The organism is uncultured Algimonas sp. (assembly GCF_947498175.1).
In the GTDB taxonomy this organism is placed as follows: Bacteria; Pseudomonadota; Alphaproteobacteria; order Caulobacterales; family Maricaulaceae; genus Litorimonas.
Genome location: NZ_CANMJB010000011.1, coordinates 1 through 24,999, shown reverse-complemented (window position 1 = coordinate 24,999; position 24,999 = coordinate 1). Strand labels below are relative to the sequence as shown.

Below are 24,999 nucleotides of genomic sequence, written 5' to 3'. Positions count from 1 at the left end.
GAAAGCCAGGGAGGTCACAATGTTTTCGTCAAAGCTGCATCTAGAGTCCACGGTTGCTCTTATCGCAACTGCATCGGTCTTTGCTCCGGTGCCAGCATTCGCCCAGAATTCAAATGAGGACGCCGGCTTGCTCGACGTCATCATCGTGACGGCACAAAGACGGGCGCAGAACGTCCAAGACGTACCGTCCTCAATTACTGCGATAAGCGGCGACGCCTTAAAAGAGAGGGGGGTGGCTAACGTCGAAGACCTTGCCCGTCTTACGCCGGGCCTGGCGATCAAGACCGAGTTCGCCGCTTCCAATCCTCAGATCTTCCTCAGAGGCGTCGGCACCAATGATTTCAACGCCAATCTGAACTCCGGCGTCGGCGTCTATTTGGACGAAGTCGTAATTGGCTCTCCGACAGCTCAACTTTTCCAGTTCTTTGACCTGGACCGGGTTGAGGTGCTCCGGGGTCCTCAAGGTACGCTGTACGGCCGGAACACGACGGGCGGGGCCATCAATATTTACAGCCGCATGCCCGGCGATGTCGTCTCCGCAAGCGGAAGAGCAGAGTATGGCAGCTATGACAGCGTCCTCGTCGAAGGCGGGGTCGATATCCCTATTGGAGAGCGTGTGCGAAACCGCGTGTCGGCCCAATACCGCAAGCGCGACGGTTTGACGGACAACCGCCTCTCCGGAGACGAAGTGGGCGCGATCGACCAGATCGCCGCGCGTTGGGTCTCGGAGGCAGATCTGTCGGACAAACTATCGGCCACATTTAGTCTCCAAGGAGGCCGGAGCCGGGGGGACCAGGCCATCTACCAACATATCGGGTTACTCGACTTCGGCGACGGGGTCGGCCGCGACGCGCTGGAATATGCGGACACGGACGGTGACGCGTTCGCCGGGAACTACAACTCCGTCGATGACGACCGAGTCGATGCGGCTGGAGCCACGCTCAACTTTGAATGGCAAGCGAGCGACGCGCTCAGCTTCAACGCCATCGGCTCTGTCCAATACGCCGAGCGGCAGAGTTTTGACGAGGATACGGACTACAGCCCTAATACGTTGCTCCACAGCGATTACGACACGACCTCGCGCCAATATACGATGGAACTGCGCGCCAACTACGAGGCTGACCGCTACTCCGCAGTCGGCGGCGCGTTCTACTACAACGAAAATCTGGATTTCGCCGGAGCCTTTGACGTGTTTTCGGATGCCAGGGATGGCATCAGCGCACGGCGGGCCGAACTCGGTCTTGAGGGGATCTTTTTGCCTGGCGGGTTCAACCCCGATGTCGGCCTGTACGAACGCGCCGTCAATCTCGGCGGCTTCGGCCTGCCGAGCGGATTTCTTCTGCTGCCAGAAAACGCTATTCTCGGCCTGCCCGCTTTTCGTAGCCAATATGGGTATGAGCAAGAAACGGAAAGCTGGGCCCTGTTCGGGCAGGTCGATTACCAATTGAGCGACCGGCTCACCTTGACGGGCGGCCTGCGCTACACGGAGGAAGACCGGATTTTTGATTATCAGTCATCTTTCGATGAAGCCGTCACCATACCGTTGGTTGATTTCGAAGACACGGTGTCCGCCTCCAACCTCTCCGGCCGCGCCGCCTTGTCCTACGAGATCAGGCCCGGTGCGTTGGTTTTCGCCAGCTATAGCCGCGGCTTCAAAAGCGGAGGATTCAATGGCGGTTCCGTGCAATTTGTCGAACAGCTTCTGCCCTTCGAGGAGGAGACGTTGGACGCCTTCGAAGCCGGGGTAAAAGCCGATCTGTCCGGGTCGCTGCGGCTCAACGCTTCCGTGTTCCATTATGACTACAACGACCTTCAGGTCTTCCGCCTGGTAAACATCAGCGGTGTGCCGCAGCAGCTTCTCGACAACGCCTCGGACGCCACCATCTCGGGCGGGGAGATCGAAGCCCGATGGCGCCCCACGCCCGATCTGGTTTTCAGCGCCGGCATCAGCCTCCTGGACACGGAGCTGTTGGATTTCGTCACGGATCCGCTCGTCGGGTCGGAGGACTTTTCCGGAAATGAGCTTCCGTTCGCCGCGGACGTCTCGGGGTCCGTGGGGGCGAACTACAGGCTGAGGACGCGGGGAGGCGATCTGGTCTTCGCGGGTGAGGTTTCATTTTTCGCGGAACAGTTCACAGATCCGAGTAATTCCGAGCTTCTCACACTCGACGCTTACGAAACTGCGGATGTTCGTGTCGATTTCACACCGAAGGAGAGCGCATTTACCTTGGGCTTGTTCGCCCGAAACGTGTTTGACGAGGACTTCGTAACGAACGTGACCGACCTTGCGGAATTCGGTTATGTCGCCGAGCTTCGAGGAACTCCGAGGATTATCGGTGCTAGATTGCGATTTACTATGTGAAGGGCCGTGATTGATTTATTTACTTCAAGGCTTGAGACACGCCCAACCGCAATTGATTTGAAATTGTAACGTAAGTCCTTCCTCTTACGTACAACAGTAGGGGCTTCGTAGTGTGTCCATCAAACTACCCGGAAATCAACGTGTCCGGAAAATCAACTCAAAGGGTGTTCTCGGACGGCTTCCGCCTGTGTCCGTCAAACAAACGTTTTCGGACAGTCGGAGAAGCGTAAATACACTTGCCGTAGGTCGAACGGCATTGTGCCGCAAACTTCGTAAGATCTGCGGCGCTAGCCCTCAATTTACAAATAAGCTGAGAATCTTTCTGGCTCTATTTGTGCGAGCTGGGCTAACACATTGAGCTCATCGGTTAGTGCGTCGATGGCACTGCTCGTCTCAGGACGTCCCTTTTCGATCCAATCTAGCGGATCCATACCCTCGACCCAGCCAACATTGGGCCGATGTATTTGATAGCCCATCAATCGCTTGAGCTCGTCCGAATAGTGACGAGCCTTGTCCCAAGGCACCGACAGCATGAAATTCTCAGTCTGCCGCAACCAACCTAGATTGTATCCCAGGATGGCTCCCCGGCGGCTTTTCTGCGTTGTATTTCCTCCGCCGGCGTGGAGCAAATTTCCGAGATAGATGAGACACGAGCCTGCCTTCATACTGACATGCTCGATATCGGATCGTTCTGGTTCCCTGTCGCGAGACCATTTATGCGAGCCTTTTACATAGCGTGTGCCCCCATTCTCTGGCGTGAAATCATCCAAAGCGAGCATGACATTTACCATCGTGACAAAGTCTTTCTCGAAGGGAAAAAGCTCGTCATCCCTATGCAGGAATTGTGGCTTCTCGTCTGGCAAGATCTCGATAGCTTGTGTCAGATTGAGTTGGATACTGGTGCAATGTTGTCCAAGCGCAGCCGTTGCCGCATTGACCAAGACCGGATGCGTGCATAACCGTTCGATCGTTTGCGATTTACGCATGAGCGCCCCAAATCTCTTCGTGCTGCTGCCGTAGAAAAAGCCCTGAGATGTCGGAGTCGCTTCGAAGTAGCCGGCCAATTCACCAATCACCTGACCAGCATCGAACAATTCTTCAATGACAACAGCGCCGTCTCTCATCAGCGATTCGGTAACCTCGGACGCAAGACTATAAGGAGTATATGAGTTCAAGGTGTTCATTGGAACTGCCCTCCCTTCATCACGTCCGACATATGATCTCGGATGTCATCGAGTGTGGGCCTCATGTTCAACACGAGTCGGGAGTGAACATCGCTGAGTATCTCAGAAAGAATATCCAGATCGCAGATCGCCAGAACGCTATCAATGATCGAGCTGTGCATTCCCTCGAGCGCCAAATTACTATCTAGGGCTTTGGAAAGTTCGATCGTGATGGGTTTGAAAATCCGGAAGCTGCGGCGTAATCTTGTTATGTTCTCTACGCTTGTTTCGAACTGAATCCCAAAAGCCACACCTTGTGCAAATCGGATAGGCGGGCTGATTGAGCTTAGAGGTAAACCGGCTCTCGCTATGGCTCGCGTCACGATGCGGCCAACGCAAGAAATCATCCCGTCGAGTTTGCGTGACAAGCCAAACTCAAACAGGCTGAGCATCATCATGCTGCTGCAAATTTCGTTCAGGCCATCGACGCCCGGAGCTGGAATCCAGCGAGATACCTCCCAAACCTTTTCCTCACGTGGCGGAACGCCATCGAAGAATTCCGCAAGCTTGTCGCAGGAAACATTCGCCTGATTTGTCGGCGATACGCGGCAGGAGGCGAGTACCTGTCCGACGTCATCGATCAGAAGTAGATAGTGCGCAAACTCGTTATCGAATTCATCAACTTCGTAGTCCCCGCCCTGATCGAGCTCGGTCCAGCCCAACCTGTCTACGAACATGGCCTTACGCTGGCGATGCATCTGATCGAGCTGCGGACCGTAGAGCGCTATGTTCGTCGTGTTGACAATATGTACCTTCATTTTGGTCTCCTCCCAGTGATGAGACCATCTGGGGTTTTAGGCGGAGACTTGTCATTGGGGGTTTTTCCCCAAACTACACTTCGATGAGACCTTTCCGGAAGGCTTCCAGGACCAACTGATCACGCGTGACAAGGTTCATGCGGGTTCGAGCGTCATCCATATGGCGATGAACCGTTTTCACACTGATATTAAGAATAGTTGCAATATCGCCGTAACGCTTGCCTTCCGCTAACCATTTGATGATTTCGATCTGGCGTTTAGTCAGAGCATGCGTCTTTGTGCCTGATTGTCTGTGTTGAAGTCGTCGCCCGGCTTCGCAAAAATAGATTGAGGCGACTTCGATTGCTGCCAACCCGTCGTCGGACAATTCGACCGTGTCACCCATAAGACTCACGACGCTGAGTTGCCGATCGAGCGATCTTATAGGGACGAGTACACCCTCACGAGCTTTGTACTCGCTCGCCTCGTCGAGAATCCTACGTCCAATAGACGTAACAGTGCCAGTTGCGAGCACATCACTCCATGAGAACGCCGAATTCGAATGTTTTAAAAATTCAAGGCAGGCATCGAAGCGGAAGTATTGCCGGCTGAAATACCGGGCCTCCCATCGCCGGTTCCACCTTCCGAACAGTTCTACAGGACGTCCGTTTCCCGTGCTGCCTCGCAAATCGGTGCATAGAAAGGTATCAAAACCGTAGTCACTAACAACGCTCGAGAACTGGATGTTCAGGTCATCAAGTGTCTCGGCTTTATGAGATGATCGGATGAAGTCGAAAAGCGGCCTCGCTAAATCCTTTTCGAATTTTGTCATAAAGCCGCCCCCATGCTGGCCTCAGCACAACCTGTCTATGAGTGTAGAGCAACTGCAATCCTCCTGGGAGTGCAAATTGCACAACAAAGGACATCATTTATCAGGGTTGGCGGAGCTGTACTTGTTCTAGTCCGGTTGGCCAAACAGCCGTCCATCTGACAACAAAGTCATAATCCTAAGCCGTTGTATGGAAACTTTATAGAGGGTATCAGGCGAGCGAAGGTATGTATAACTAAAGGTAGAGTTGTGCGTTTATGAAGAAGCCTCATCAAAGCAAACCCCGTAATGCCAATGCGGTTGATCTACATGTTGGCACAAGACTGAGACTCAGGCGCTTGCAGCTCGGTATGTCGCAATCTGCGCTTGGCGATGCCGTAGGCGTTACATTCCAGCAAATTCAGAAGTACGAGAAGGGAAAGAACCGTATTGGCGCGTCCCGTCTTTGGTCATTCGCAGAGGCTTTAGAGGTACCGCTACAATGGTTTTTTGAAGGACTGTTACCACAGCGAGAAGGCCAATCGGTTCAACCAAACGACAACATGCTCCAGGATTTCATCAACACTCGAGACGGTTTTGATTTTGTCGAAGCTTTGAACGGTATAAAAAGCATAAACGTCCGGCGTCAGCTCCTGCTCTTTGCACGTACGCTTAGCGATGAATCCCATGAAAATAAGGTCAAAAACCGATCATCGGACTGATCATTTGGTCGCGATCAACATACAGTTGTGTGAAGACTAAACCTGTTGCAACAGTTTTAAGAATTTTGGATCGCCTGTAGAAAACCCAGGCTTATTATGTTGCAGGATATCGCGTAGTCAGGCTGTAAAACTGATCTCAATCCGCGAGCTTTATGTTTCATAAGCAACAGGATCCATGTCCAACGTAAATGTTGCATTTTGCAACATACATGTTATATCCTTTTTATGTCACAGCAAGCCGTCCGCGTCTCATCCGATCTTGTCGAAGCCGCCCGCCTGGACGCGGCGGTCGAAAGCCGCTCCGTTTCCGGTCAGATCGAGCATTGGGCTCAGATCGGACGCTTGATCCTCCGATCTCCCGATTTCGACTATAGCCGCGTGAAGCGGGCGCTTCGCGCCGAGCTGTCCGTCGATGATCTGTCGGGTCGGGAACAAGCCGTCTATCACGAGGAGTTCCTGGAGGCGATGGAAATCCCTTCCTCGGAAGAAGAGGCCTTTTTCGCGGACATGCGCAAGCGCGGCGTCGGCGTTGGGATGGATGAGGCCGGCGCCCTGGTCTATGGCGATAACGAGCCCACACGGCCCGATACGAGCGCACCCGCACCGGCTGAATAGCGGAAACCGGGAGCAGTTTCGGTGGCCCAGGACGACAGCCTTGAGAAGCGACCGACGCTCTATTTGATCGCCGGACCGAACGGTGCCGGAAAATCGACCCTCTACAAGACGCGCATTGCACCGCGGACCAATGCACCCTTTCTCAATGCCGACGTTCTCCAGCGCGCCGAGCTTAAGGATCAGACGGTCCAGGGCGCTTATAAGGCCGCACAAATTGTGCGTGAGCGCCAGTATGAACATCTGCGAGACGGCAAGAGCTTCGTCACGGAGACCGTGTTCTCGCATAAAAGCAAGAACCAGCTGGTCATCGACGCAAAGGAGCGGGGCTTTCGGGTCGTCCTCTATCATGTCGAGATCCGGAGCGAAGATCTGTCGGTCGCGCGCGTCAAGCAACGGGTCAAGGACGGCGGACACGACGTCCCTGAGGACAAGGCCCGAGCCCGGTATCATCGCAACAAGCCCTTGATCCGGGAAGCGGTGCGTGAAGCCGACGACGCCTTTGTCTATGACAACTCGACCTATGGCCGCGCGCCCCGGATGATCGCCCGGTTCCACGATGGTCAGGCCATCCGCGTTTCCAAGACTATTCCGAAATGGGCGCGAAATCTATACAAGGAGGATTTGTGGGCGTTTACGCCCGCACGATTGAACGACGCGGCTGCCTCCTATGAAAACCTGAGCCAGATTGCGCGCGAACAGGTTTCGCCGAAGGCGAAGGTCTTGATCCCGCGCGGCCGTCGCTCCTTCACCGGGCCGATCATCGCCGAGTCCGCCATGCATGTATTGCAGCAGACGGATGACGGCCGACTCTACGCCCACTTCAAGTCTCTCATGGACAAGGTTCCGCCCTTGGAGCGCGACGTGAAGATCGATTATCCCCACAGTCGCAAGGCCGTGGTCAAGCGCGCCGGTGCCATCTCGACCCAAATGTCCTTGGCCGAGGCCAAGGACGTTCTGACAGCCAGCATAGGGGTTGCCCGAAAAGCGTTCGAGGCCGAAGGCAAGGCCGCTTTGAGCGTGCAGGACACATTGTCGAAAGCCCGGGCCGACGCGCTTCTGAAATCCTTGAAGCTGGCGCCGAAGATGATCGATGCCCTCAAGGTGCATGGCTTGACCTCGATCGACGTGCAAACTCGGCCCGACGCGAGCAAGGCCGACATTGTGCGGTCGATCGTGAGAGCTACAACTCAAGTCTACAACGCCAAAGGCGTCGGGAAGACAAAGGCTCGCAACTATTCTTCATGTCATTCTAGCTAGAGTAGGTCTTCCAGTTCGCGGGCGAGGTCGGAGATCTCGTTCAGAACATCGTCGGGAACGGTCTGTGTCTTGAACTCTGGGCTATTATGTCGGACTGGAACGAGAGCCTGGATTTGAGGGGTCGGCTTCCGAGCCTGTCCCTTGATGGCGCGGTCCTGATAAAAGCGGATTTTCTTCGCCCGGTCCGGTCGATAACTCTCCACGAGAGTGATTTGCTCATCGGTGGACAGCACCGCGACTTCCTGGGCCAGCATGAGGTCGCGACCCATTTCAGAATGGTTGCGCGTCACGCCCATGGATCCGACAGAGCGAGAGGTCTGCTTGATCGTCTTGCGGCCGAGCCGGTAGGACACATATTCGGTCGTCATCCTGTCGTTGAGCGCGAAGAAGATCTGATGCGCCGACGATTGCAGGATCTTCTCGCGCCCCGCCTGGCCGTGGCGGAGGTCCAGCTGCGTCAGTCCCTGGATGTTGTTGACGATCCGGAGATTGAAGAATCGCACGAAGGGAAGATTATCCACGACGCTCAGCATGGTCCCGAGCGACTCGAACTCGTCCAGAAGCACGAGCACCTTATGCGGTTCGTCCGGTCCGGGTTCGTTCTGCAGCTAGGCCGCGAGGACCTGTTCCACGAACAGCCGGAGCACTTATTGCCCAGAAAGACAGCGGCCTAAAGACGAATGCGCTGAGACAATTGATGGAAAGCGCTGTGGGGGCACAAGCAGTAGCGCAATGGGTCTCAACGAGTGGACTAAGTGCTGGATTTGCGACGGCAAATGTAGTGGCTGCTCTGCCACGAGACAGGTTGGAAGCTAACCGTTAAATAGCGTTGGCTTTGTCAAAGGCATATACGCCTTACCTTTACCCACACGCAATGTTGAAGAGAATGTCGTAGCAGTCCATGGACCAAATCCTTTAATCTTTGTCATATTATTCGGCATGTATGAGTCTGGCAGCTGGATTGGACGGTTGACGCCGCGCACCACTCCGGACCATCTGCGATCTAGCGCTATGCCGAGACCCTGAAGCATGACCTTCATGAACATCCCTGCTCAAACTTGGTACAAACGCCTCGCCCCCTATCGCACGGCCGATGATCGGCGCGCCTTATTGGAATTGTTGATCACGCTCGGGCCGTTCCTGGCGCTTTGGGCTGCTCTCTGGGGCCTGTTGCAGGCCGGGCAATATTGGGCGATCGTTGGATTCCTGCCTGCGGGGGCGCTGGTCGTGCGTCTTTTCATCATCCAGCATGACTGCGGACACCAATCCATGTTCAGCGGTCGCCGGACGAATGACTGGGTCGGCCGATTCCTCAGCCTGATCACCCTCACGCCCTATGACCACTGGAAACGCGGACACGCGCTCCATCATGCCGGTTCGGGCAATCTGGATCGGCGCGGGATCGGCGACGACATCATCACGATGACGGTCAAGGAATACCGCACGGCGAGCCGATGGACGCGTCTGAAGTATCGTTTGTATCGCCACCCCGTCGTGATGTTCGGCATCGGCCCGCCCTACGTTTTCTTCCTGTACAACCGCCTTCCCCTCGGATCCGGTAAATTGAGCCGGTCCGAATGGGCGAGCGCGCTGCTGACGAACGTTGGAATCGCCTTGGTTTACGGCGTGATGATCTGGGCTGTCGGGTGGAAAGTCTTCCTCATCATCCAAGTTCCGACCATCCTAGTCGGTGCCTCGATCGGCGTCTGGATGTTCTATGTCCAGCACCAGTTCGACGACACCCATTGGTCGCGAACGGGCGAATGGGACCGCAAGGAAGCCGCCCTGCGCGGCAGTTCCTACTACGCGCTGCCCGGGTGGGCGATGTGGGTCACCGGTCATATCGGCGTGCATCACGTGCATCACCTGTCCGCACGCATTCCCTTCTACCACCTTCCGCGCATTCTGAAGGCGCATCCGGAACTCAAGACGATCGGGCGTCTGACGCTCCGCGAGAGCTTTTCCAGCGTCAGTCTCGCGCTCTGGTGTGAGCGTCGCAAACGGATGGTCAGCTTCCGCGCATGCGCTTAATCAGTTTCAGCCCCGGTCCCAGCATCTGAGCGCCGGCAGCGCGTCGGCGAAACCGTTGACTAAGGCGTCGACCCCGAAATAGCCTGTTGTCATCATCTCGCCCAGACCAGCCGCCTCGAACAGCAACATGGCCCCGTCGTCATGGGCCACGAACTTCTTGTGGGCGTGGGCGTCGGAGACGAAATCCTTAGCCGCGGGCATAGCGGCGAGCGTCTTGCCGCCCGCCTTTGACACGATCACGGCGACCGCGTCGTACAGGACAGAAGGCCCGCCGCCGACCTGCTCGTCCGCGGGCAGATGCGTCCCGTCGTCAAGATCGACCCCGCCGACGGTTGGCGCGATGACAGCGACATTCGCGCCGAGCTTTTTCATCGCAGCCTGCAAGCCCTTGACGCGGCCTGCGTCGGACTCGTCCGCCACCAGGATGCCGAGCGTCCGGCTAGCGAAACTTTTCGGCGGGTTCTTCAGCATGCTGAGCGCGTCGGACGGCGCGATGTCCATCTTCGTCTCGGCCGCAGTCTTGGCGGGCTTCGGCAGTTTCATGCCCAGTCCCTGGGCGACCGCCTTGGCCAAACCGTCGTCGATGTTGTGCAGATGGGCGACCATCAGTTCGCGGATGGCGACCTTCCCGACCTTGCTGAGCTCGAAGCAGAGCGCGTCCTGCATGTGCATCTGCTCGACCTTGGTCTGGCTGATGTAGAATTGGCGCGCCTGGCTGTAATGGTCGGCGAAACTCTCAGGGCGTATCTTGAGCGCGGGCCCTTCGAGCGGCTGTTCGTAGAACTTATAGCCGGCCTTGGGATTCTCGCGCGGACCACCCTCGTCGGGGCCCCAGCTATTGGGTTCGTAATTGGCGCGGGTCGTCGGATTCTCCATCGCCATGTGACCGTCCTGCTGGAAATTGTGCATGGGACAGCGCGGACGGTTGACGGGAATGTGCTGGAAGTTTGGACCGCCCAACCGCTTGAGCTGCGTGTCCAGGTAGGAGAAATTGCGGCCCTGCAGCAGCGGGTCGTTCGAGAAACCGATGCCGGGCGGGACGTTGGAGGTGCAGAAGGCGACCTGTTCGGTTTCGGCGAAGAAATTGTCGACATTCTTGTCCAGCACGAGCCGTCCGATGATCCGGACCGGAACGACCTCCTCGGGGATGAGCTTCGTCGCATCCAGCACGTCGAATTCGAAATTGTCCGCGAAATCCTGATCGAAGATCTGGACCCCGAGTTCCCATTCGGGGAAATCGCCCTTGTCGATCGAATTGAAGATGTCACGCCGATGGTAGTCGGGATCGGCGCCGTTGATCTTGACGGCCTCGTTCCACATCACCGACTGCATCCCGTATTTCGGCTTCCAGTGGAATTTCACGAAGGTCGACTTGCCGTCCTTGATCAGGCGGAAGGTGTGGACCCCGAACCCTTCCATGAAGCGCAGCGAGCGCGGGATGGCCCGGTCCGACATGATCCACATGACCATATGCATGGCTTCGGGCGACAGAGAGATGAAGTCCCAGAAATTGTCGTGGGCGGTCTGCGCCTGCGGAAAGCCGCTATGCGGTTCGGGCTTGGCGGCGTGGATCAGGTCGGGGAACTTGATCGCGTCCTGGATAAAGAAGACCGGGATATTGTTGCCGACCAAGTCCCAATTGCCTTCGTCCGTATACATCTTGACGGCGAAACCGCGCACGTCGCGGGCCAGGTCCGGCGACCCCTTGTTGCCCGCAACGGTTGAGATGCGCATGAAGGCTTCCGTCTTCTTGCCGATCTCGCTCAATATCTTGGCGTCCGTGAGGTCCGACAGGCTGTCGGTCAGTTCGAAATAGCCTTTCATGCCGTAGCCGCGCGCATGCACAACGCGTTCAGGAATACGCTCGTGATCGAAATGGAACATCTTCTCGCGGAAGGCGAAATCGTCCATCAGCATTGGGCCGCGCGGCCCCGCCTTCAGATGGTTCTGACTGTCGGAGACGGGCGTGCCGTTCTTCGTCGTGAGCGTGTCGTAGCCATCCTCGGTCGTCTGGTGCGGCGCGCCGCCCGCATCGAGATCAGGCAGTTGAGTCGTCTTTTTCATGTGATCGCTACCGCGCATCACAATCCGAGTCATGTCGTGAAAGTTTTAATGCGTAATATTGCAACGTCCGTAGATATGGCTTGTTCCACACGCCGACGCGGTGGCCTGAGCATCTTGGTCACCAGTGCTTCATTTATCGAATCGGAAGGTTGGACCCGAAAATAGGAACAATGGACTTCTTCAAATCCACTGTAAGGTTTTGCTCTATGTTGGCCTTGGCGTGACAAGAGATTGAACTTTGGAAACGCCTCATGCCTGCACGCGCTTATTGGAAAGGTCATTTGCGACTCAGCCTCGTGACCATCGGCATCGAGCTTTACACGGCCGTTGACCATGCCGAGACGATCAGGCTGAACCAGATCCATCGCGAGAGCGGAAAACGCATCAAGTATCAAAAACGGCGCCCGGGGTTGGCGAGGTCAAGAGCGACGATATCGTCAAGGGCTACGAAGTCGATGACGGCAAATATATGCTGCTCGAAAAGGACGAGCTCGACGTTCTCAAGTTGGAATCCAAGGAAACGATCGACCCGGTACAGTTCGTCGATCATTGCGAAATCGACCCGCGTTTTTTCGAGAAGCCGTATTTTGTGACGCCCGGTGACGGCAAGGTGGCCGAGGAAGGGTTTGCCGTTATTCGTGACGCGCTCGCCAAGTCCAACAAGGTCGGTCTGGGTCAGCTCGCCGCGCGCGGGATCTCGGCCGCACCATCCTCATTCCGAACCGGGCTTCCCGGCCCTGCCGAAGCCAACGGAATGACTGTGCTGTCTTAGGCTTTCGTCGGCCTCCGACCGATTTCTGCCAGCGTCTCTATCCCAGGCTCAACATCGCGCGGGAGGCGAGCGCGGCCAGCTGCGCGGCATTTTCGTCCAGTGTTTCCGGCCGGGTCGCAGTCGGGTAGGCGCGGCCCAAGGCAGTCAGGGCGGCCTCTAGGTCGGACACCGCATCGGCGTCCGAAGCTTCGATCCGCGTCCGGTTGTCGGTCATGACGGCCAACGCCGCCTTGTAGAAGCCATAGCCGTCCAGATAGGGCTCGTAAGCGTCGCTTCGCTGCGCCACGCCGTACATGTCGGCGGCGCGGTCGATTTGATCGGCGGTGACACGGGCGGCGACGGCGCCCGCATCCATGCCGTTGTCAGGCGCTTTGTCGGCGGCCGTCCGCAAGGCAGCGATAACCCCATCGACATGGCGATCGATGTCGGCTTGGGGCGCGCCCCGGTAAGCCGCATCGGACGCGTCCAGCAATAGGTCCGTAAAATCCTCCACGCCGCGTTCGCGCAGCACGCCTTCCATGTCGGCCAGAACCTCGGACACGGGATGGGCGAACATTTCGCCCGCCGCGTCCGTGAAGCCCGCTGCATAAGCATCGCGCCCGGCGAGGAAATGCGCTTCCGTGATGGCGAGCGCGGAACGGAAAACCACTGGATCGGTCCCGGCCTGCGCTATGGACACACCGCCCTCACCCTCGCCGCCCTCGCCCGGATCTCCGACCTGTGCCGCCGATGACCCCGAAGCGGCAACGTCCGGATCGGTGACGTCAGGGGTGGCTGCCGGTGCCTCGGCAGAGGCTGGGGTCTCGTTATCCGTTCCGGGCGAACACGCCGTGCCGGCCAGTCCGGCGGCCAGCGCGGTTGCAAGTCCGAGTTTGGTCCAGCTTTTCTGTTGGATTGACATGATTTGCCTTGTTCGACTGTGAAACGCTATGAGGCCCCATGACCTATATGCAAATCGCTCGCAAGTCCGAAGACGGATGATTCTCGTCATCGACTCGGTTCTGGATGGCGATCAGCTCGCGGCTGTCCGCCATGACCTGCGCGATATCAGGTGGCAGGACGGAACCCGCACGGCGGGTCGCACGGCCAGCCAGGTCAAACGCAACGCCCAGGCCGATCTGACCACGCGCAGCGGCTCCCGATTGCGCGACCGGCTCTTCGCATGCATCCAGTCCCATCCGGTCCTGAACGCCGCCGCCCAACCCGCCCGCTTCTCCCCGCTCCTGCTCAGCCGGACCGAAGCGGGCGGCGGCTACGGGTTGCATCACGACAATGCCGTCATGGGTCGCGAGGCGGCGGCGATGCGAACCGATCTGTCCTACACTCTGTTTCTCAGCGACCCCGACGATTATGACGGCGGCACGCTGACCCTCGACCTGCCCGGCGAACGGCGGTCGTTCAAATGCCCGGCCGGATCGTTGCTGCTCTATCCGTCGACATCCCTGCACCAGGTGGACGATATCGGATCCGGTGTCCGACTGGCGGCCGTGGGATGGATCGAAAGCCGTCAGAAGCACGGTGAACACAGGGAGGTCCTGTTCGACCTCGAAAACCTTCGCGCGACCCTGTCGCAGTCCCATGCCGATCAGTCCGATCCGATGCTCGTTCTCGGCAAGGTCATCGCCAATCTGAAGCGTCTGCTGTCCTAGGCGCAGCGCTGTGACCTTACCTCACCCCGGTAAAAAGCCCTCCTGACAGGGTGGGCTCTGCACTCGGCATGATTCATACCGCCTAGAAACGGCGCTTCAAGCTGGCGGAGAAGGTCGTGCCGATCTCGTAATCGTCGATGACCAGCGTCGTCGGGCCGCGCGTCTGCGTGGCCTCGTATTTCTCGTCCAGGATGTTCTGAATCTTGAAACCGAACTCGTAATCGCCGCCGCGCAGCTCGAACGGCACATTGACCACGAAGTCGAGGCTGATCGGCAATTGCTCGTTGATGGCAGGCAACCCGGCTTCGAGCTGTTCCACGGCGCGGATCCGTTCGCTGGTATAGTTCAGCAGCAAGAACGCATCCCAACCGGCTTCGTAGTTCTCGATACCCAATTGCAGGTTGGCCAGGTGGTCGGATTGGCCCTGCAGCTTGCGGCCGTCCGAGTAGAGGCCCTCGGCCGCGATGAAGCGCGGGTCGAACCCGTCCGGATTGATCACCGCCGGGATGATCGGCAACTGGCCTTCCGCAGTGACCGAGCTGTCGGAATAGGTGTAGTTGGAGCGGACGACGAAATCCTGTCCGCCGATCAGGTCGCTCAGGAAACCGAAATCGGACGGGATGCCGAATTTCTTCTCGAACTCCAGTTCGATGCCATAGACCTCGGCCGCCGGCGCATTGATGAAGCTGGTCGTATCGACTTCGCCCACGCTGATGAGGATTTCTTCGATCGGATTCGTCAGGTCCTTGTAGAAGAAGCCGACGGTGAAGAACTGGTTCGCCGCGAAATAGTATTCCAGCCGGGCATCCAGATTGGTGCTTTCGGAATTTTGCAGGAACGGGTTGCCGATGAACTGGTCGTTCGTGTCGGTGTTGATGAACAGGGACGGGGTCAGTTCGCGAAACTGCGGACGATTGATAGTCTTGGACGCCGCCAGACGCAGCTGCCAATTGTCCAGGAACGTATAGGTCGCCGTCATGGAAGGCAGCCAGAAGCTCTCTTCCAGCGGATCGAACTGGCTCGATGTGTCGTCTAGGATACTGCCGATGGCGGTCGTCTGCTCGGAGTCTTCATAACGTACGCCGCCCGCGACCTGGAGTGTGTCGGTGACGTTGGTGTCGAAACCGACATAACCCGCGATCGTCTCCAGAGTCGATTCGGCCCGGTCCGGGAAACCGGCGCTGGCGGCGAGGCGGTCGATCTTGGTGAACCCGTTTTCGAACAAGGCATCCGAGAACAGGCGGTCGATGCGGAAGCGTGAAAACTCCTGCGGGATGACGCGGTCGCCCTGTTCGTAGCGGAAGATGACCTGTTCGCTGTCGCGCGACTTGTCCAGATAGGCCCCGCCGATCTTCAGGTCGATTTCGCGGTCGCCGAAGACGGCCGGATAGACGAAATCCACGCCCAGATCGAGCGACGTGTCGTCCAGCTCAGAGAACTGGACCTGGTTGGACACGCCGAGGCGGCCCGTATCGATGCCGATGAAGCGGTCATCGAGCGGACCTTCTTCATTGTAGCGCACGAAGCGCTCATAGGGAGCGTCGCGGCCGGCGACGGCATAGGAAGCCCGCCAGTTCAGTTCCGCATCGTCCAGCGCGGAGATGAAATGTTCGCCGAGCAGCTGTCCCATATAGACTTCGCGCTCGAACCATTCGGTGAAATCCGTACGCTGGAATTCGTTGTCGTCATTGTCGAAACCCTGCAGCACGCGCACTTCGGACGAGGATTGGCGCGTGGCGAAGCCGACCAGCGTGACCGTATTGTCCTCGTCGATCTCCGCACCGACCGACAGAAGGCCGTTCAGCGAGATCGCGTTTTCCGTCCCGACCAGATCCTTGTCGTTCTGCAGGCGGATGCCGTCGCCGTCCAGCGTCGTGGTATTGTCCTGGCCGCGGCGCGTCTGCCAGCTATTGTCGTAGCCGATCGTGGCGAGAACGCCGATCGACGGGCCGCTATCCAGATCGAAGACCTTGCCGCCCGACAGGCGCGCACCGCCATTGAACGGCACGTCCGTATTCGACCGCACGATCAGCGTGTCGAACGTATCGAAGTTCTGCGTCGGTTCACCGAGTTCGTTCAGGGGCGGCAGGTCGCGCAGACCGTCGTCGAAGCCGATCCAGTCCGTATCGGATCCTTCGACATTGAACCCGCGGCGCAGCGTCGTTTCCGAATTGGCGGAACCTGAAATCGAGACTTCGAGAAAATCTTCCGACGGAAGGCCGCGCGTGCGCAGATTGATCGCCCCGCCGCCGAATTCGCCGGAGAATTCTGGGCTGGCCGTCTTCTGGACGACGACGTCGGACAGGATAGACGTCGGGAAGAGATCGAGCGGCGCGACCCGGCGCAGCGGTTCCGGCGACGGCAGCGGCGAGCCGTTGAGCGTCGCATTGGAGTAGCGCTCGTTCAGGCCGCGGACGATCACGAACTTGCCCTGGGCGAGCGACAGACCCGTGACGCGGGTAAGCGCGGAGGCGATGTCACCGGCGCCGATTTGGGCGAAGACATCCTCGTCCAGCACGGAGGTGATTTCCGAGGTGATCTGCTTTTCGTTAGGAATGAACGTGCCGACCGCAATGACCTCGTCCAGATTTTCGTCAGATGTGGGGGTCTGAGCGATACTCGGCCCCGTGGGGCTGGATGTGGTTTGCTGGGCGAACGCCGTCAGCGGCGTGGCGAGAGCGGTGCCGAGCAGCAAGGTTCTGAACAAGGTCTGGGTCACGATGGGGTCATCCTGGAAATCTGTAAGACAAAAAGCCGGCACCTCGTTCCCCGAGTCTGCCGGCCGACGCCCGGGCGTACGGGCCCGGGCGGAAGCGTGTCGGGTTGGGTTCTAGGGCGTCGCGGATTGATCGACGAGTAGCGTCCAACCTTTGTACCAATCGTCGTCGGCGTTCTCGACCGCGCCGACATAGGCGGCGTCGTCGAAGAAGGCATCGACCGTGCTGACATTGGTCGCCGTCACGGCATTGACCGTGGCATCGGGCGTGTAGTCGCCCACAGTGCTATAGGTCGGAGCGGTTCCGCCGACGACGTTGTTGCGGCCGGCTGTCGCCACCTGTTCGGGTGACCCTGCGGTCGCATCCGCCAGATCGGGGTTGTTGCCCGCAATCAGCGAGGAGCTGAAGGTGATGCCGCCGCCTGTGCCTTGGGCTTCCGACTCGGGGCCGTCGATATCGACGCCGGCTTCGCCAAAGCCCGTCACGACCGCATTATAGATGTCGGTCGCGGTGCCTTCACGCAGCAGCATGCCGATATCGGTCGAGCTTTCGCCGACCAGGGTCAGGTTGGCGAATGTCGGATCGGCCCGCGGAATGGCGGCGTTGACGGCGCTGTTGCTGTCGCCCTCGAACCCTTGGTCGCCAGCATCGGCGGCTTGGTCGATGATGACGTATTGGACGTTGCCGGTCCAACCGTTGGTCCAGTCGAGACTGTCGTCGCCATTACCGGTCAGCACCAGGTGTTTGGCGTTGGCCGTGCCGCCGAAGAACTCAATTCCGTCATCGGCATTGTTGTGGACCTGGACGTAGTCGATCTCGGTGCCGTTGCCGACGCCCTGCAGCGCGATGCCGTTCAGCTCATTGTCCGGCGTGAAGCGGAACCCCGCATACTGGACGCGCACATAGCGCAGAATGCCGGAATTGTCGTCGGCCGTGCCGCCGCCATAAAGACCCGATGCGCCTTCGCCGTCGCGTTCGCACCCGGCCGCACCCGGCGTCGCGGTTGCGTCGGCGCAGCGATTGATCGGCGCCCGGCCGTTGAGGATCAGCGAGATGCCTTCGCCGCGGTCCGTGGCCGCATTGGCTTGGCCGTTCACGTCGGACTCGGATGTCATGACGATTGGGTTTAGCGCCGTTCCGACAGCTTCGATCTTGTTGCCGCGCGGCACGACGATGCTGTCGCGTCCCGTGTCGGCGTAGAGCGTGACACCTGCATCGATGCGCAAGGTGACCGGTGTTTCGTCCGCCGTCGCGGCGGTGCCCAGATCGGTGCCGACAAAGACCTGGCCGGTGACCTGGTAGAGGAAGTTGTTGTTCAGACGCACGTCGGCGCTGAGCGTGCCGGACAGGCGGCAGACTTCCGTGCCGTCGATGGTCGTGTTTGCCGGTGTCGTACCGGTCGGGCAGGTCGGAGCGGCCGCATCGAACAAGCCGAAGGTCCAGCCCGCAGCCCAGTTGCTTTCGGGTGTCTCGGTCGGCGAGAAGGCCCCGATATAGTTAAGCGCTTCGAATCCCGGAACGGCGCTGACGTCGTCGGCCGGAACGGCCTGTTCGTTCGGGCCGGGGAAGAAGCGGTTTTGAAGCGTGTCCAGACCTTCGACGACATTGTCGCTGCCAGTGATGATGGCTTCGGTATTGACCGTCTCGCCGTCGTCGCCGGACTGGATGTTGTCCGGGTTGTCCAGGAAGATCGACTTGAAAGACAGGGCTCCCGACTGGAGGTTGGCGAGCGTCACGTCGTTGTCGACGTCGATGCCGGCATCCGGGAAGTCCACGATGATGCCGTTGACGATGCGGCCCTGCGTGCCTTCGCGGAACAGGCCGCCAATGTCGCCGTCTTGGCCGACCATGGTGAAGTTGGAGATCGTCGGGTTGGCGGCAGGCGTCGCGGCGTTGTTGGCGCTGTTGCTGTCCGCTTCGATGCCCTGGTCGCCGGCCCCGCGGGAATGGACGATCAGCAGGCGCTGGATGTTGCCGGTCCAGCCGTTGGTCCAGTCGAGGCTGTCATCGCCATTGCCGGTCAGGACGACGGCGTTGCAGCTGACCGTGCCGCCGAAGAACTCGACGCCGTCATCGGCATTGTTGTGGACCTGGATGTGGTTGCAGGTCGTGCCGCTGCCCACGCCCTGGAAGGCGATGCCGTTCAGCTCGTTGTCGGCCGTGAACTGGTTGCCAGCATATTTGACCTGGACATAGCTCAGCGTGCCGGAATCGTCGGTGGCGTTGCCGCCGCCATAAAGACCCGATGCGCCTTCGCCGTCGCGTTCGCAGCCGGCCGTGCCCGGTGTCGCCGTGGCGTCGCCGCAACGGTTGATCGGCGCCGAGCCGTTGATGACCAGACCGCCCCACAGCCCTTCCGCATTCGGATTGACCGTGCCGAGCACGTCCTGGAGCGCCGTCATGATGATCGGCTGGCTGGCCGTGCCTTCGGCTTCGATCTTCGAGCCGCGGGAGATGACCAGATAGTCGAGGCCGCCCGCGCCGGAGAGGCGCGTCCCGGCCGGGATCGTCAGTGTCACAGACCCCGGTCCGGGCGCTTGAGCCGCGCTGCTGCTGCTGCTGGCAGATGCGTTGGCATCCGTTCCGACCGTAACCTTGCCTTTGAGGATGTAGCCGTTTTCGGCCGTCAGCGTCACGTCGGATGTGATGTTGCCGCTCAAGGTGCAGGCTTCGGCGGAGCTGGTCGTGCCGGGCAGCGTTACCGTTTCGAGGGTCGTGCCGGCCGGGCAGTTGTTGTTCGGCACCAGATCGACCGTCACGTCGGGATTGGTCGTTGGCGGGGTCGGTGTGGTCGGCGGCGTCGTCGGAGGGTTCACAATGACCGTGACAGGCTCTGTCGTGCCGGGTGACGACGAATTGTCATCGCCGCAGGCCGCCAGCGCGAAGCCGGCCGTTGTGGCCATCAAAGCCAGTTTCAAAGTCGCATTCATCATGAGGTCCTCACGGGTGGGCAGGTCTTGTCCGGCATCCCGGTCAAACCTAGGCAGTGTTGGGTCGGGAATCCCGACCTGCGGCTGGCCGTGCCATCACCATTTAATTGTGACGCGGAGTCTATGAATGCGTGTCGCTTTGGTGAAAGGCTCGTGAAGGTTCGATGACGACGGTCCTAGGCGCCGGTCCTGTGCGGCGGGCCATCTGCCTTGTGGCAATACAAAAAGCCCGCACCGGGACGTGCGGGCTTATCATATTGAGTGGAACACGCCGGAATGGCGCGCGGCAGGACGATGGAGCGGGATCAGTTCCGGTCGAGCGTTTCCAGACGCTCGGACGGAACCCTCCACTCGGGGTTGATCGCAAGCGCGCGCTCATAGGCAGCGCGTGCATCGGCGTCCTTGCCTTCCATCTGATAGGTCAGGCCGAGACCGTATTCCGCCAGGACGGCCGTGCGGCCTTCCGTGCTGTCATCGCGGAAGCTGGCCCGGGCCGACGACAGATTGTTGTCGTCGATGGCCGCGAAGCCCTGCCCCAGCGAAGCCAGCCCCGTGTCGCCCGATAGATCGCCCGCCCGGCTGAAATCGTCCGATGCGCTGTCGAAACGGCCCAAGGCCATCTTGTGCAGCGCTCGTCGTGTGTAGAGCTGTGCCCGGACATCCTCGCTGGCGCCGGAGGCGCGGATGAGCTTCGAGCAGGCACGGATCGCACGCGACGAGCTTTCCGTCGCGACGCAATCGTTGAAAGTCGTGCTGATCGTAGCGGGAACGCCCGACAGGTCGTCGGCCATCGCCGTCGCGGACTGACCGCTTTGCGCGTAGGCGCCTGTCGCCGTGGCCAGTGTCAGTCCTGCCGCTAATAGATATGTTTTCATGTCGATCTCCGAAGTCGTGGCCGAATGTTCTTCTATGGCCATGCCTCCTATCGGCTTCGGAGCTTCACGGCACTTCTGTGAAGCTTATGTGACGCTAAAAGTCATAAAAGTCAACAATCCAATGACACAAATATGACAGCTTTTGTCACGTTTATGTCTTCTCATGACGAGTTTCCGCGTTGCACTGCGAAAGATCCTTGCCAAATCAGTCGCATATCGACTCTGCGTCGATGCGGACGGAAACGATCGGGACAAGGGGCGCGTTGACGGTTCACACCGGCCTGCGTTGAGGCCGGAGGAAGCGGTGATATATTTCATGTTCGACGAGACCGACGACGAAGAGGCTGAATTGCGGGATCGTTGGCGCACACTCGTGCAGGAACGCCTTCCGGCACAGGCGCGGCGGCGCAAGGACTGGCCGGTCTATCTCGATCACTGCTTCGCGCGCATTCTGCTCGACAATGCCTTCGGCATGATGTGGCGCAAGGTGATCGAACCGCCGGCCTGGCGCAATACGCCGCTACCCGTCCTGCAGACCGCGATCGATCTGGGCGAAGACGTGCTGGCGGACCGCGCGGACCTCTGGGCGCTCAACGACGCTTCGTTGATCATGCGCGGCAAGAAACCGCGCGGGCGCAAACCCGCAACGCGCCGGCCGGGCCGCAAAAGGAACGGCCGCTGGCACGGACGCGCCGCTCAGGCGCGCCGGTTCAAAACGGGCTGAGTCTGGGGCAGGCCGATCAGGCGCGGGCGTTCGGACCCATCTGCATGATGGTGTCCTTGATCTGCAACTTCTGACGTTTGAGTTGCGAGATCTTCACGTGATCCGGAGCCGGACTTCGGAGTTCTCGGTTGATCTGGGTGTCGATATCCCCGTGGCGGGATTGCAATTGTTCCAGATGAGCCGACAGCGTCATGAAGACCTCCGTTAGTGGGTGTGGAAAATGCATCGTAGCATAAAGCGGGCGCCGCCGCTAGAAACGCTCCATGAACGATGGTCCAGACAATGACGGCGACACGATCCCGAACGGCGAAGACGGCGCGACCGCGTCCGAAACCCGCGCCCTGCTCGACCATCTGAAGCAGGAGCATCGCCGCATCGACCAGGAGATCGGCGCCCTGATCGAAACCGGCGTGGCGGACATGCTGAAGGTCCGCCGGATGAAGAAGATCAAATTGTCGATCAAGGACCAGATCGCCTATCTCGAAAACCAGCTCACGCCCGATATCATCGCCTGAGGCGTCCCGGGACGTCCGATACGCCTGAGACCTCCGGCCGGGGGCCGTTTCCAGGCTAGGATCGCTTGTCCAGATACATGGCGCGGTCGGCGCGTTCCAGGATCCGGGCGGCCGGCTCGTCCGGATCGCAGGGCGCGACGCCCCAGCTCGCTCCGATGCCGACATCCCCGTCCGGATGGGCGATCGCCAGATCGCCGAGGCGGCAGGCCAACGACGCGGCCTTGGCCTTGGCGATCTCCATGTCGGACTTGAACAGGAGCACTCCGAATTCGTCGCCGCCCAGCCGGGCCACCATGTCGCATTGGCGCACCCCGGCGCTCAGGCAGTCCGCCACCCCCTCCAGCAACCGGTCGCCGATGCCGTGGCCGTAACGGTCGTTGACCTGCTTGAAGTCGTCCAGATCGAAGAAGATGATCGACGACATCAGGGCGTAGCGCGCCATGACGGACTGCGCCCGTTCCACTTCGCGCACGAAGGCGCGGCGGTTGAAGATCGGCAGCATCGGATCCAGATCGGCGGCGGCTTCGAGTTCCAGCACGCGCAGGCGAAGCCGGGTCACCTCCTCGGACAGGTCCCGATTGCGCGCCGCCAGCTGCGCCTGCGTCACCCCGATCTGCGACGGCAGCGGATCGGCGGCGGTCTGCAACAGCGTGCTGATGCGGGTCGGATCGGCCAAGTCTGGTGCGCTCCTGCAGGACTGGGGGTCGGAAGGACCCTCTCGCCCGGCGCCGGTTAACGTCGCGCTAAGATTTCGCCTTGCTCCATTCCGCGCCCGTTGACCGCCCGCCGCCCATCGCTATGATGGCGCGCTTTCCAGCGTCCCACGCGAAAGCCGCTCCATGTCCGTTCCGACCCCCAGCGCACCCATTGCCATCATCATGGGATCGACCAGCGATTGGCCGACCATGGAACATGCCGCGACGGTGCTGGATGAGTTGGGCATCGCTTTCGAAGCCACCGTCATTTCCGCCCATCGCACGCCGCAGCGCCTCTACGATTTCGCCGAGAACGCCGCAAGGCGCGGCGTGAAGGTCGTGATCGCGGGCGCGGGCGGCGCGGCCCACCTGCCCGGCATGTGCGCCGCCATGACCCGCCTGCCGGTGCTGGGCGTGCCGGTCGAATCCAAGGCGCTGTCCGGTATGGACAGCCTGCTCTCGATCGCGCAGATGCCGGGCGGCGTGCCGGTCGGCACGCTGGCCATCGGCAAGGCGGGCGCGAAGAATGCGGGCCTGCTGGCCGCCGCTATCCTGGCCACGTCCGACACGGCGTTGGCCGGGCGGCTCGATTCGTGGCGGGCGCGTCAGACCGAAAGCGTCGGCACGGATCCGCGCGGCTGACATGACCGACCAGCTTGCTGCCCTGTCTCCCGGCTCCACGATCGGCATTCTCGGCGGCGGACAACTCGGCCGCATGCTCGCCCTCGCCGCCGCGCGACTCGACCTGCGCACGCTGACTTATGGAACGGGCGCGGAAGACCCGGCTGGACAGGTGTCCACCCGCCATATCCATGCGCCCTATGACGACGACGCGGCGCTGGCCCGTTTCGGCGCATCCTGCGACGCGATCACCTATGAATGGGAATCGATCCCCGTCCGCGCGGTCGAGATCGCCGGCGCGGGCCGGACCGTCGCCCCTAATCTGACCGCGCTGCGCACGGCGCAGGACCGGCTGCTGGAGAAGCGCTTCCTGTCGGAATTGCCCGGCGTGTCCGTCGCCCCGTTCCGCGACGCTTCCGGGACGATCGACGCCTTGCGCCGCGCCGTCGCCGAGATCGGCCTGCCTTGCGTCGCGAAGACGCGCCGCGGCGGCTATGACGGCAAGGGGCAGGCCATGATCCGGACCGCGGCCGACATCGCGGCCGCCTGGGAAACGCTCGGCGGACATGCGCTGATCGTCGAAGGTTTCGTCGACTTCACCCGTGAAGCCAGCATCGTCTGCGCCCGCGGCCAGGACGGCGAGGTCTGCGCCTACCCGCTGACCGAGAACGTCCACCGCGACCACATTCTGCATACGTCCACCGCACCCGCCGCCCCGTCCGTTCACGGGGGCGATGACGGCCGGCCGGGCGACATCGCCCGCACCATCGCCGACGCGCTCGACTATGTCGGCGTCATCGGGGTCGAGCTGTTCGACACCGCCGAAGGCTGGGTCGTCAACGAAATCGCTCCGCGCGTCCACAATAGCGGCCACTGGACTCAGGACGCCGGCTGCACCGACCAGTTCGAACAGCATATCCGCGCCGTTGCCGGTTGGCCGCTCGGCGATTGCCGCCCCGCCTGGCCCGTCCGGATGACCAACCTGATCGGCGAGGACGCCGCTGACTGGCCCACCCTCGCCCGCGACCCGTCTGCTCGCCTGCATCTCTACGGCAAGACCGAAGCCCGCCCAGGCCGCAAGATGGGTCATGTGAACCGGCGATCGGGGTGATGGGGGCGCGCGGTTGCCGGTGATGCTTTGACTGTTCCGCGCTATTCTGTCTCTGAAATCCATTTCTTTCCTTCATTCCTTTCTCCTCATCCCGGGCTTGATCCGGGATCCATCTCCTGCCGTCTCGTCTGGCCGTGAGGGTTGGGCGATGACCCCTACCCGATCAAGCCGGGCACAGGCTCGTCGAGTCTGGCGTGAGGGACCATCGGATAGCAGTTCATTCTCCTCGCCTTCCTCTCCTTCCGCTCTCTTTCTCTTCCCCTCATCCCGGACTTGATCCGGGATCCATCTCCCAACCGTTCCGGCTATCATAACGGTCCTGTGATGGACCCCGGGTCGAGCCCGGGGTGAGGGCTGGTGGGATGTCCGAGTTGAAAGCCAACGGGGATGGGTGAAAGGGCTGTGGGGATGTGTGAGACCGAGGCGGATGTCGTGCAGGGTGCGTCGTGCATAGTCAGCGATCTCTGGCCTCCGATCATCGCGCACGCCTCCATGTGCGACCGGGCATCGGGGCCACGGCGGGGTTGCGTTTGTGCCGCGAAGGCGACACGAGGCGCGGGCCCTGCCCCGT

The 24,999-nt window shown here is 60.1% G+C and carries 21 protein-coding genes and 1 pseudogene; 11 read left to right on the top strand and 11 right to left on the bottom strand.

Going from position 1 to position 24,999, the window contains the following annotated elements:
* Nucleotides 1–19: 19 nt before the first annotated feature.
* On the top strand, nucleotides 20–2,362 hold the full coding sequence (locus Q0718_RS12270) for a TonB-dependent receptor (RefSeq protein ID WP_298918373.1): 2,343 nt from the start codon (nucleotides 20–22) through the stop codon (nucleotides 2,360–2,362).
* A gap of 299 nt (nucleotides 2,363–2,661) precedes the next feature.
* On the opposite strand, the gene Q0718_RS12265 is transcribed toward Q0718_RS12270, so the two are convergent.
* The 3 genes from Q0718_RS12265 to Q0718_RS12255 form a co-directional block, all read right to left on the bottom strand.
* The gene (locus tag Q0718_RS12265) at nucleotides 2,662–3,546 is read right to left on the bottom strand and encodes a phytanoyl-CoA dioxygenase family protein (protein WP_298918371.1); all 885 of its coding nucleotides are present in this window, start codon (nucleotides 3,544–3,546) and stop codon (nucleotides 2,662–2,664) included.
* Nucleotides 3,543–4,343, bottom strand: coding sequence for an acyl-homoserine-lactone synthase (locus Q0718_RS12260; protein ID WP_298918369.1), 801 nt, complete (start codon nucleotides 4,341–4,343; stop codon nucleotides 3,543–3,545). Before Q0718_RS12260 ends, Q0718_RS12265 begins: the two co-directional genes overlap by 4 nt.
* Before the next feature lie 73 nt (nucleotides 4,344–4,416).
* Nucleotides 4,417–5,154 carry a LuxR family transcriptional regulator gene (locus Q0718_RS12255; RefSeq protein ID WP_298918366.1) on the bottom strand — a complete coding sequence of 246 codons (738 nt, stop codon included), beginning with the start codon at nucleotides 5,152–5,154 and terminating at the stop codon, nucleotides 4,417–4,419.
* A 254-nt stretch (nucleotides 5,155–5,408) separates the two neighbouring features.
* Here Q0718_RS12255 and Q0718_RS12250 point away from each other — a divergent pair, with 254 nt between their 5' ends.
* The 3 genes from Q0718_RS12250 (at nucleotide 5,409) to Q0718_RS12240 (ending at nucleotide 7,724) form a co-directional block, all read left to right on the top strand.
* Nucleotides 5,409–5,852, top strand: coding sequence for a helix-turn-helix transcriptional regulator (locus Q0718_RS12250; RefSeq protein WP_298918363.1), 444 nt, complete (start codon nucleotides 5,409–5,411; stop codon nucleotides 5,850–5,852).
* A 225-nt stretch (nucleotides 5,853–6,077) separates the two neighbouring features.
* Nucleotides 6,078–6,467 (top strand): hypothetical protein, encoded by a 390-nt coding sequence (locus tag Q0718_RS12245; protein ID WP_298918360.1) that lies wholly within the window; start codon nucleotides 6,078–6,080, stop codon nucleotides 6,465–6,467.
* 21 nt (nucleotides 6,468–6,488) lie between these two features.
* Nucleotides 6,489–7,724: a zeta toxin family protein gene (locus tag Q0718_RS12240; protein ID WP_298918358.1), complete on the top strand. Its 1,236-nt coding sequence runs from the start codon at nucleotides 6,489–6,491 to the stop codon at nucleotides 7,722–7,724.
* On the opposite strand, the gene Q0718_RS12235 is transcribed toward Q0718_RS12240, so the two are convergent.
* Nucleotides 7,721–8,332: a type IV secretory system conjugative DNA transfer family protein gene (locus tag Q0718_RS12235; RefSeq protein WP_298918434.1), complete on the bottom strand. Its 612-nt coding sequence runs from the start codon at nucleotides 8,330–8,332 to the stop codon at nucleotides 7,721–7,723. The two genes, Q0718_RS12240 and Q0718_RS12235, sit on opposite strands and share 4 nt — an antisense overlap.
* 430 nt (nucleotides 8,333–8,762) lie before the next feature.
* On the opposite strand from Q0718_RS12235, the gene Q0718_RS12230 reads away from it, so the two are divergent.
* Entirely contained in the window at nucleotides 8,763–9,755 is a 993-nt protein-coding gene (locus tag Q0718_RS12230) for a fatty acid desaturase (RefSeq protein ID WP_298918355.1), read from the top strand.
* Between the two features lie 6 nt (nucleotides 9,756–9,761).
* Here Q0718_RS12230 and Q0718_RS12225 read toward each other — a convergent pair whose 3' ends face one another.
* Nucleotides 9,762–11,819, bottom strand: a complete 2,058-nt coding sequence (locus Q0718_RS12225) for a catalase (protein ID WP_298918352.1) — start codon at nucleotides 11,817–11,819, stop codon at nucleotides 9,762–9,764.
* Between the two features lie 251 nt (nucleotides 11,820–12,070).
* Between Q0718_RS12225 and Q0718_RS12220 the strand changes: the two are divergent.
* Nucleotides 12,071–12,591: pseudogene (locus Q0718_RS12220) on the top strand (Ku protein).
* 37 nt (nucleotides 12,592–12,628) lie between these two features.
* Here Q0718_RS12220 and Q0718_RS12215 read toward each other — a convergent pair.
* Nucleotides 12,629–13,492 carry a hypothetical protein gene (locus Q0718_RS12215; protein ID WP_298918349.1) on the bottom strand — a complete coding sequence of 288 codons (864 nt, stop codon included), beginning with the start codon at nucleotides 13,490–13,492 and terminating at the stop codon, nucleotides 12,629–12,631.
* Between the two features lie 76 nt (nucleotides 13,493–13,568).
* Between Q0718_RS12215 and Q0718_RS12210 the strand changes: the two genes are divergently transcribed.
* Nucleotides 13,569–14,240 (top strand): Fe2+-dependent dioxygenase, encoded by a 672-nt coding sequence (locus Q0718_RS12210; protein WP_298918346.1) that lies wholly within the window; start codon nucleotides 13,569–13,571, stop codon nucleotides 14,238–14,240.
* Nucleotides 14,241–14,322: 82 nt separating this feature from the next.
* Here the strand turns inward: Q0718_RS12210 and Q0718_RS12205 are convergent, their stop codons facing one another.
* The 3 genes from Q0718_RS12205 to Q0718_RS12195 form a co-directional block, all read right to left on the bottom strand.
* The gene (locus tag Q0718_RS12205; protein ID WP_298918343.1) at nucleotides 14,323–16,959 is read right to left on the bottom strand and encodes a TonB-dependent receptor; all 2,637 of its coding nucleotides are present in this window, start codon (nucleotides 16,957–16,959) and stop codon (nucleotides 14,323–14,325) included.
* 111 nt (nucleotides 16,960–17,070) lie between these two features.
* Nucleotides 17,071–19,890: a hypothetical protein gene (locus tag Q0718_RS12200; RefSeq protein WP_298918339.1), complete on the bottom strand. Its 2,820-nt coding sequence runs from the start codon at nucleotides 19,888–19,890 to the stop codon at nucleotides 17,071–17,073.
* Between the two features lie 302 nt (nucleotides 19,891–20,192).
* Nucleotides 20,193–20,762 (bottom strand): tetratricopeptide repeat protein, encoded by a 570-nt coding sequence (locus tag Q0718_RS12195; protein ID WP_298918336.1) that lies wholly within the window; start codon nucleotides 20,760–20,762, stop codon nucleotides 20,193–20,195.
* A 304-nt stretch (nucleotides 20,763–21,066) separates the two neighbouring features.
* Here Q0718_RS12195 and Q0718_RS12190 point away from each other — a divergent pair, with 304 nt between their 5' ends.
* Nucleotides 21,067–21,486: a hypothetical protein gene (locus Q0718_RS12190; protein ID WP_298918333.1), complete on the top strand. Its 420-nt coding sequence runs from the start codon at nucleotides 21,067–21,069 to the stop codon at nucleotides 21,484–21,486.
* A gap of 16 nt (nucleotides 21,487–21,502) precedes the next feature.
* Here Q0718_RS12190 and Q0718_RS12185 read toward each other — a convergent pair whose 3' ends face one another.
* On the bottom strand, nucleotides 21,503–21,679 hold the full coding sequence (locus Q0718_RS12185) for a DUF465 domain-containing protein (protein ID WP_298918330.1): 177 nt from the start codon (nucleotides 21,677–21,679) through the stop codon (nucleotides 21,503–21,505).
* 70 nt (nucleotides 21,680–21,749) lie between these two features.
* Here Q0718_RS12185 and Q0718_RS12180 point away from each other — a divergent pair, with 70 nt between their 5' ends.
* Entirely contained in the window at nucleotides 21,750–22,001 is a 252-nt protein-coding gene (locus Q0718_RS12180; protein WP_298918327.1) for a DUF465 domain-containing protein, read from the top strand.
* A gap of 55 nt (nucleotides 22,002–22,056) precedes the next feature.
* On the opposite strand, the gene Q0718_RS12175 is transcribed toward Q0718_RS12180, so the two are convergent.
* The gene (locus Q0718_RS12175; RefSeq protein WP_298918324.1) at nucleotides 22,057–22,677 is read right to left on the bottom strand and encodes a GGDEF domain-containing protein; all 621 of its coding nucleotides are present in this window, start codon (nucleotides 22,675–22,677) and stop codon (nucleotides 22,057–22,059) included.
* A gap of 163 nt (nucleotides 22,678–22,840) precedes the next feature.
* Between Q0718_RS12175 and purE the strand changes: the two genes are divergently transcribed.
* Nucleotides 22,841–23,338 (top strand): 5-(carboxyamino)imidazole ribonucleotide mutase, encoded by a 498-nt coding sequence (purE, locus tag Q0718_RS12170; protein WP_298918320.1) that lies wholly within the window; start codon nucleotides 22,841–22,843, stop codon nucleotides 23,336–23,338.
* Nucleotide 23,339: 1 nt separating this feature from the next.
* Entirely contained in the window at nucleotides 23,340–24,428 is a 1,089-nt protein-coding gene (locus tag Q0718_RS12165) for a 5-(carboxyamino)imidazole ribonucleotide synthase (RefSeq protein ID WP_298918318.1), read from the top strand.
* The last annotated feature ends 571 nt before the right edge of the window (nucleotides 24,429–24,999 follow it).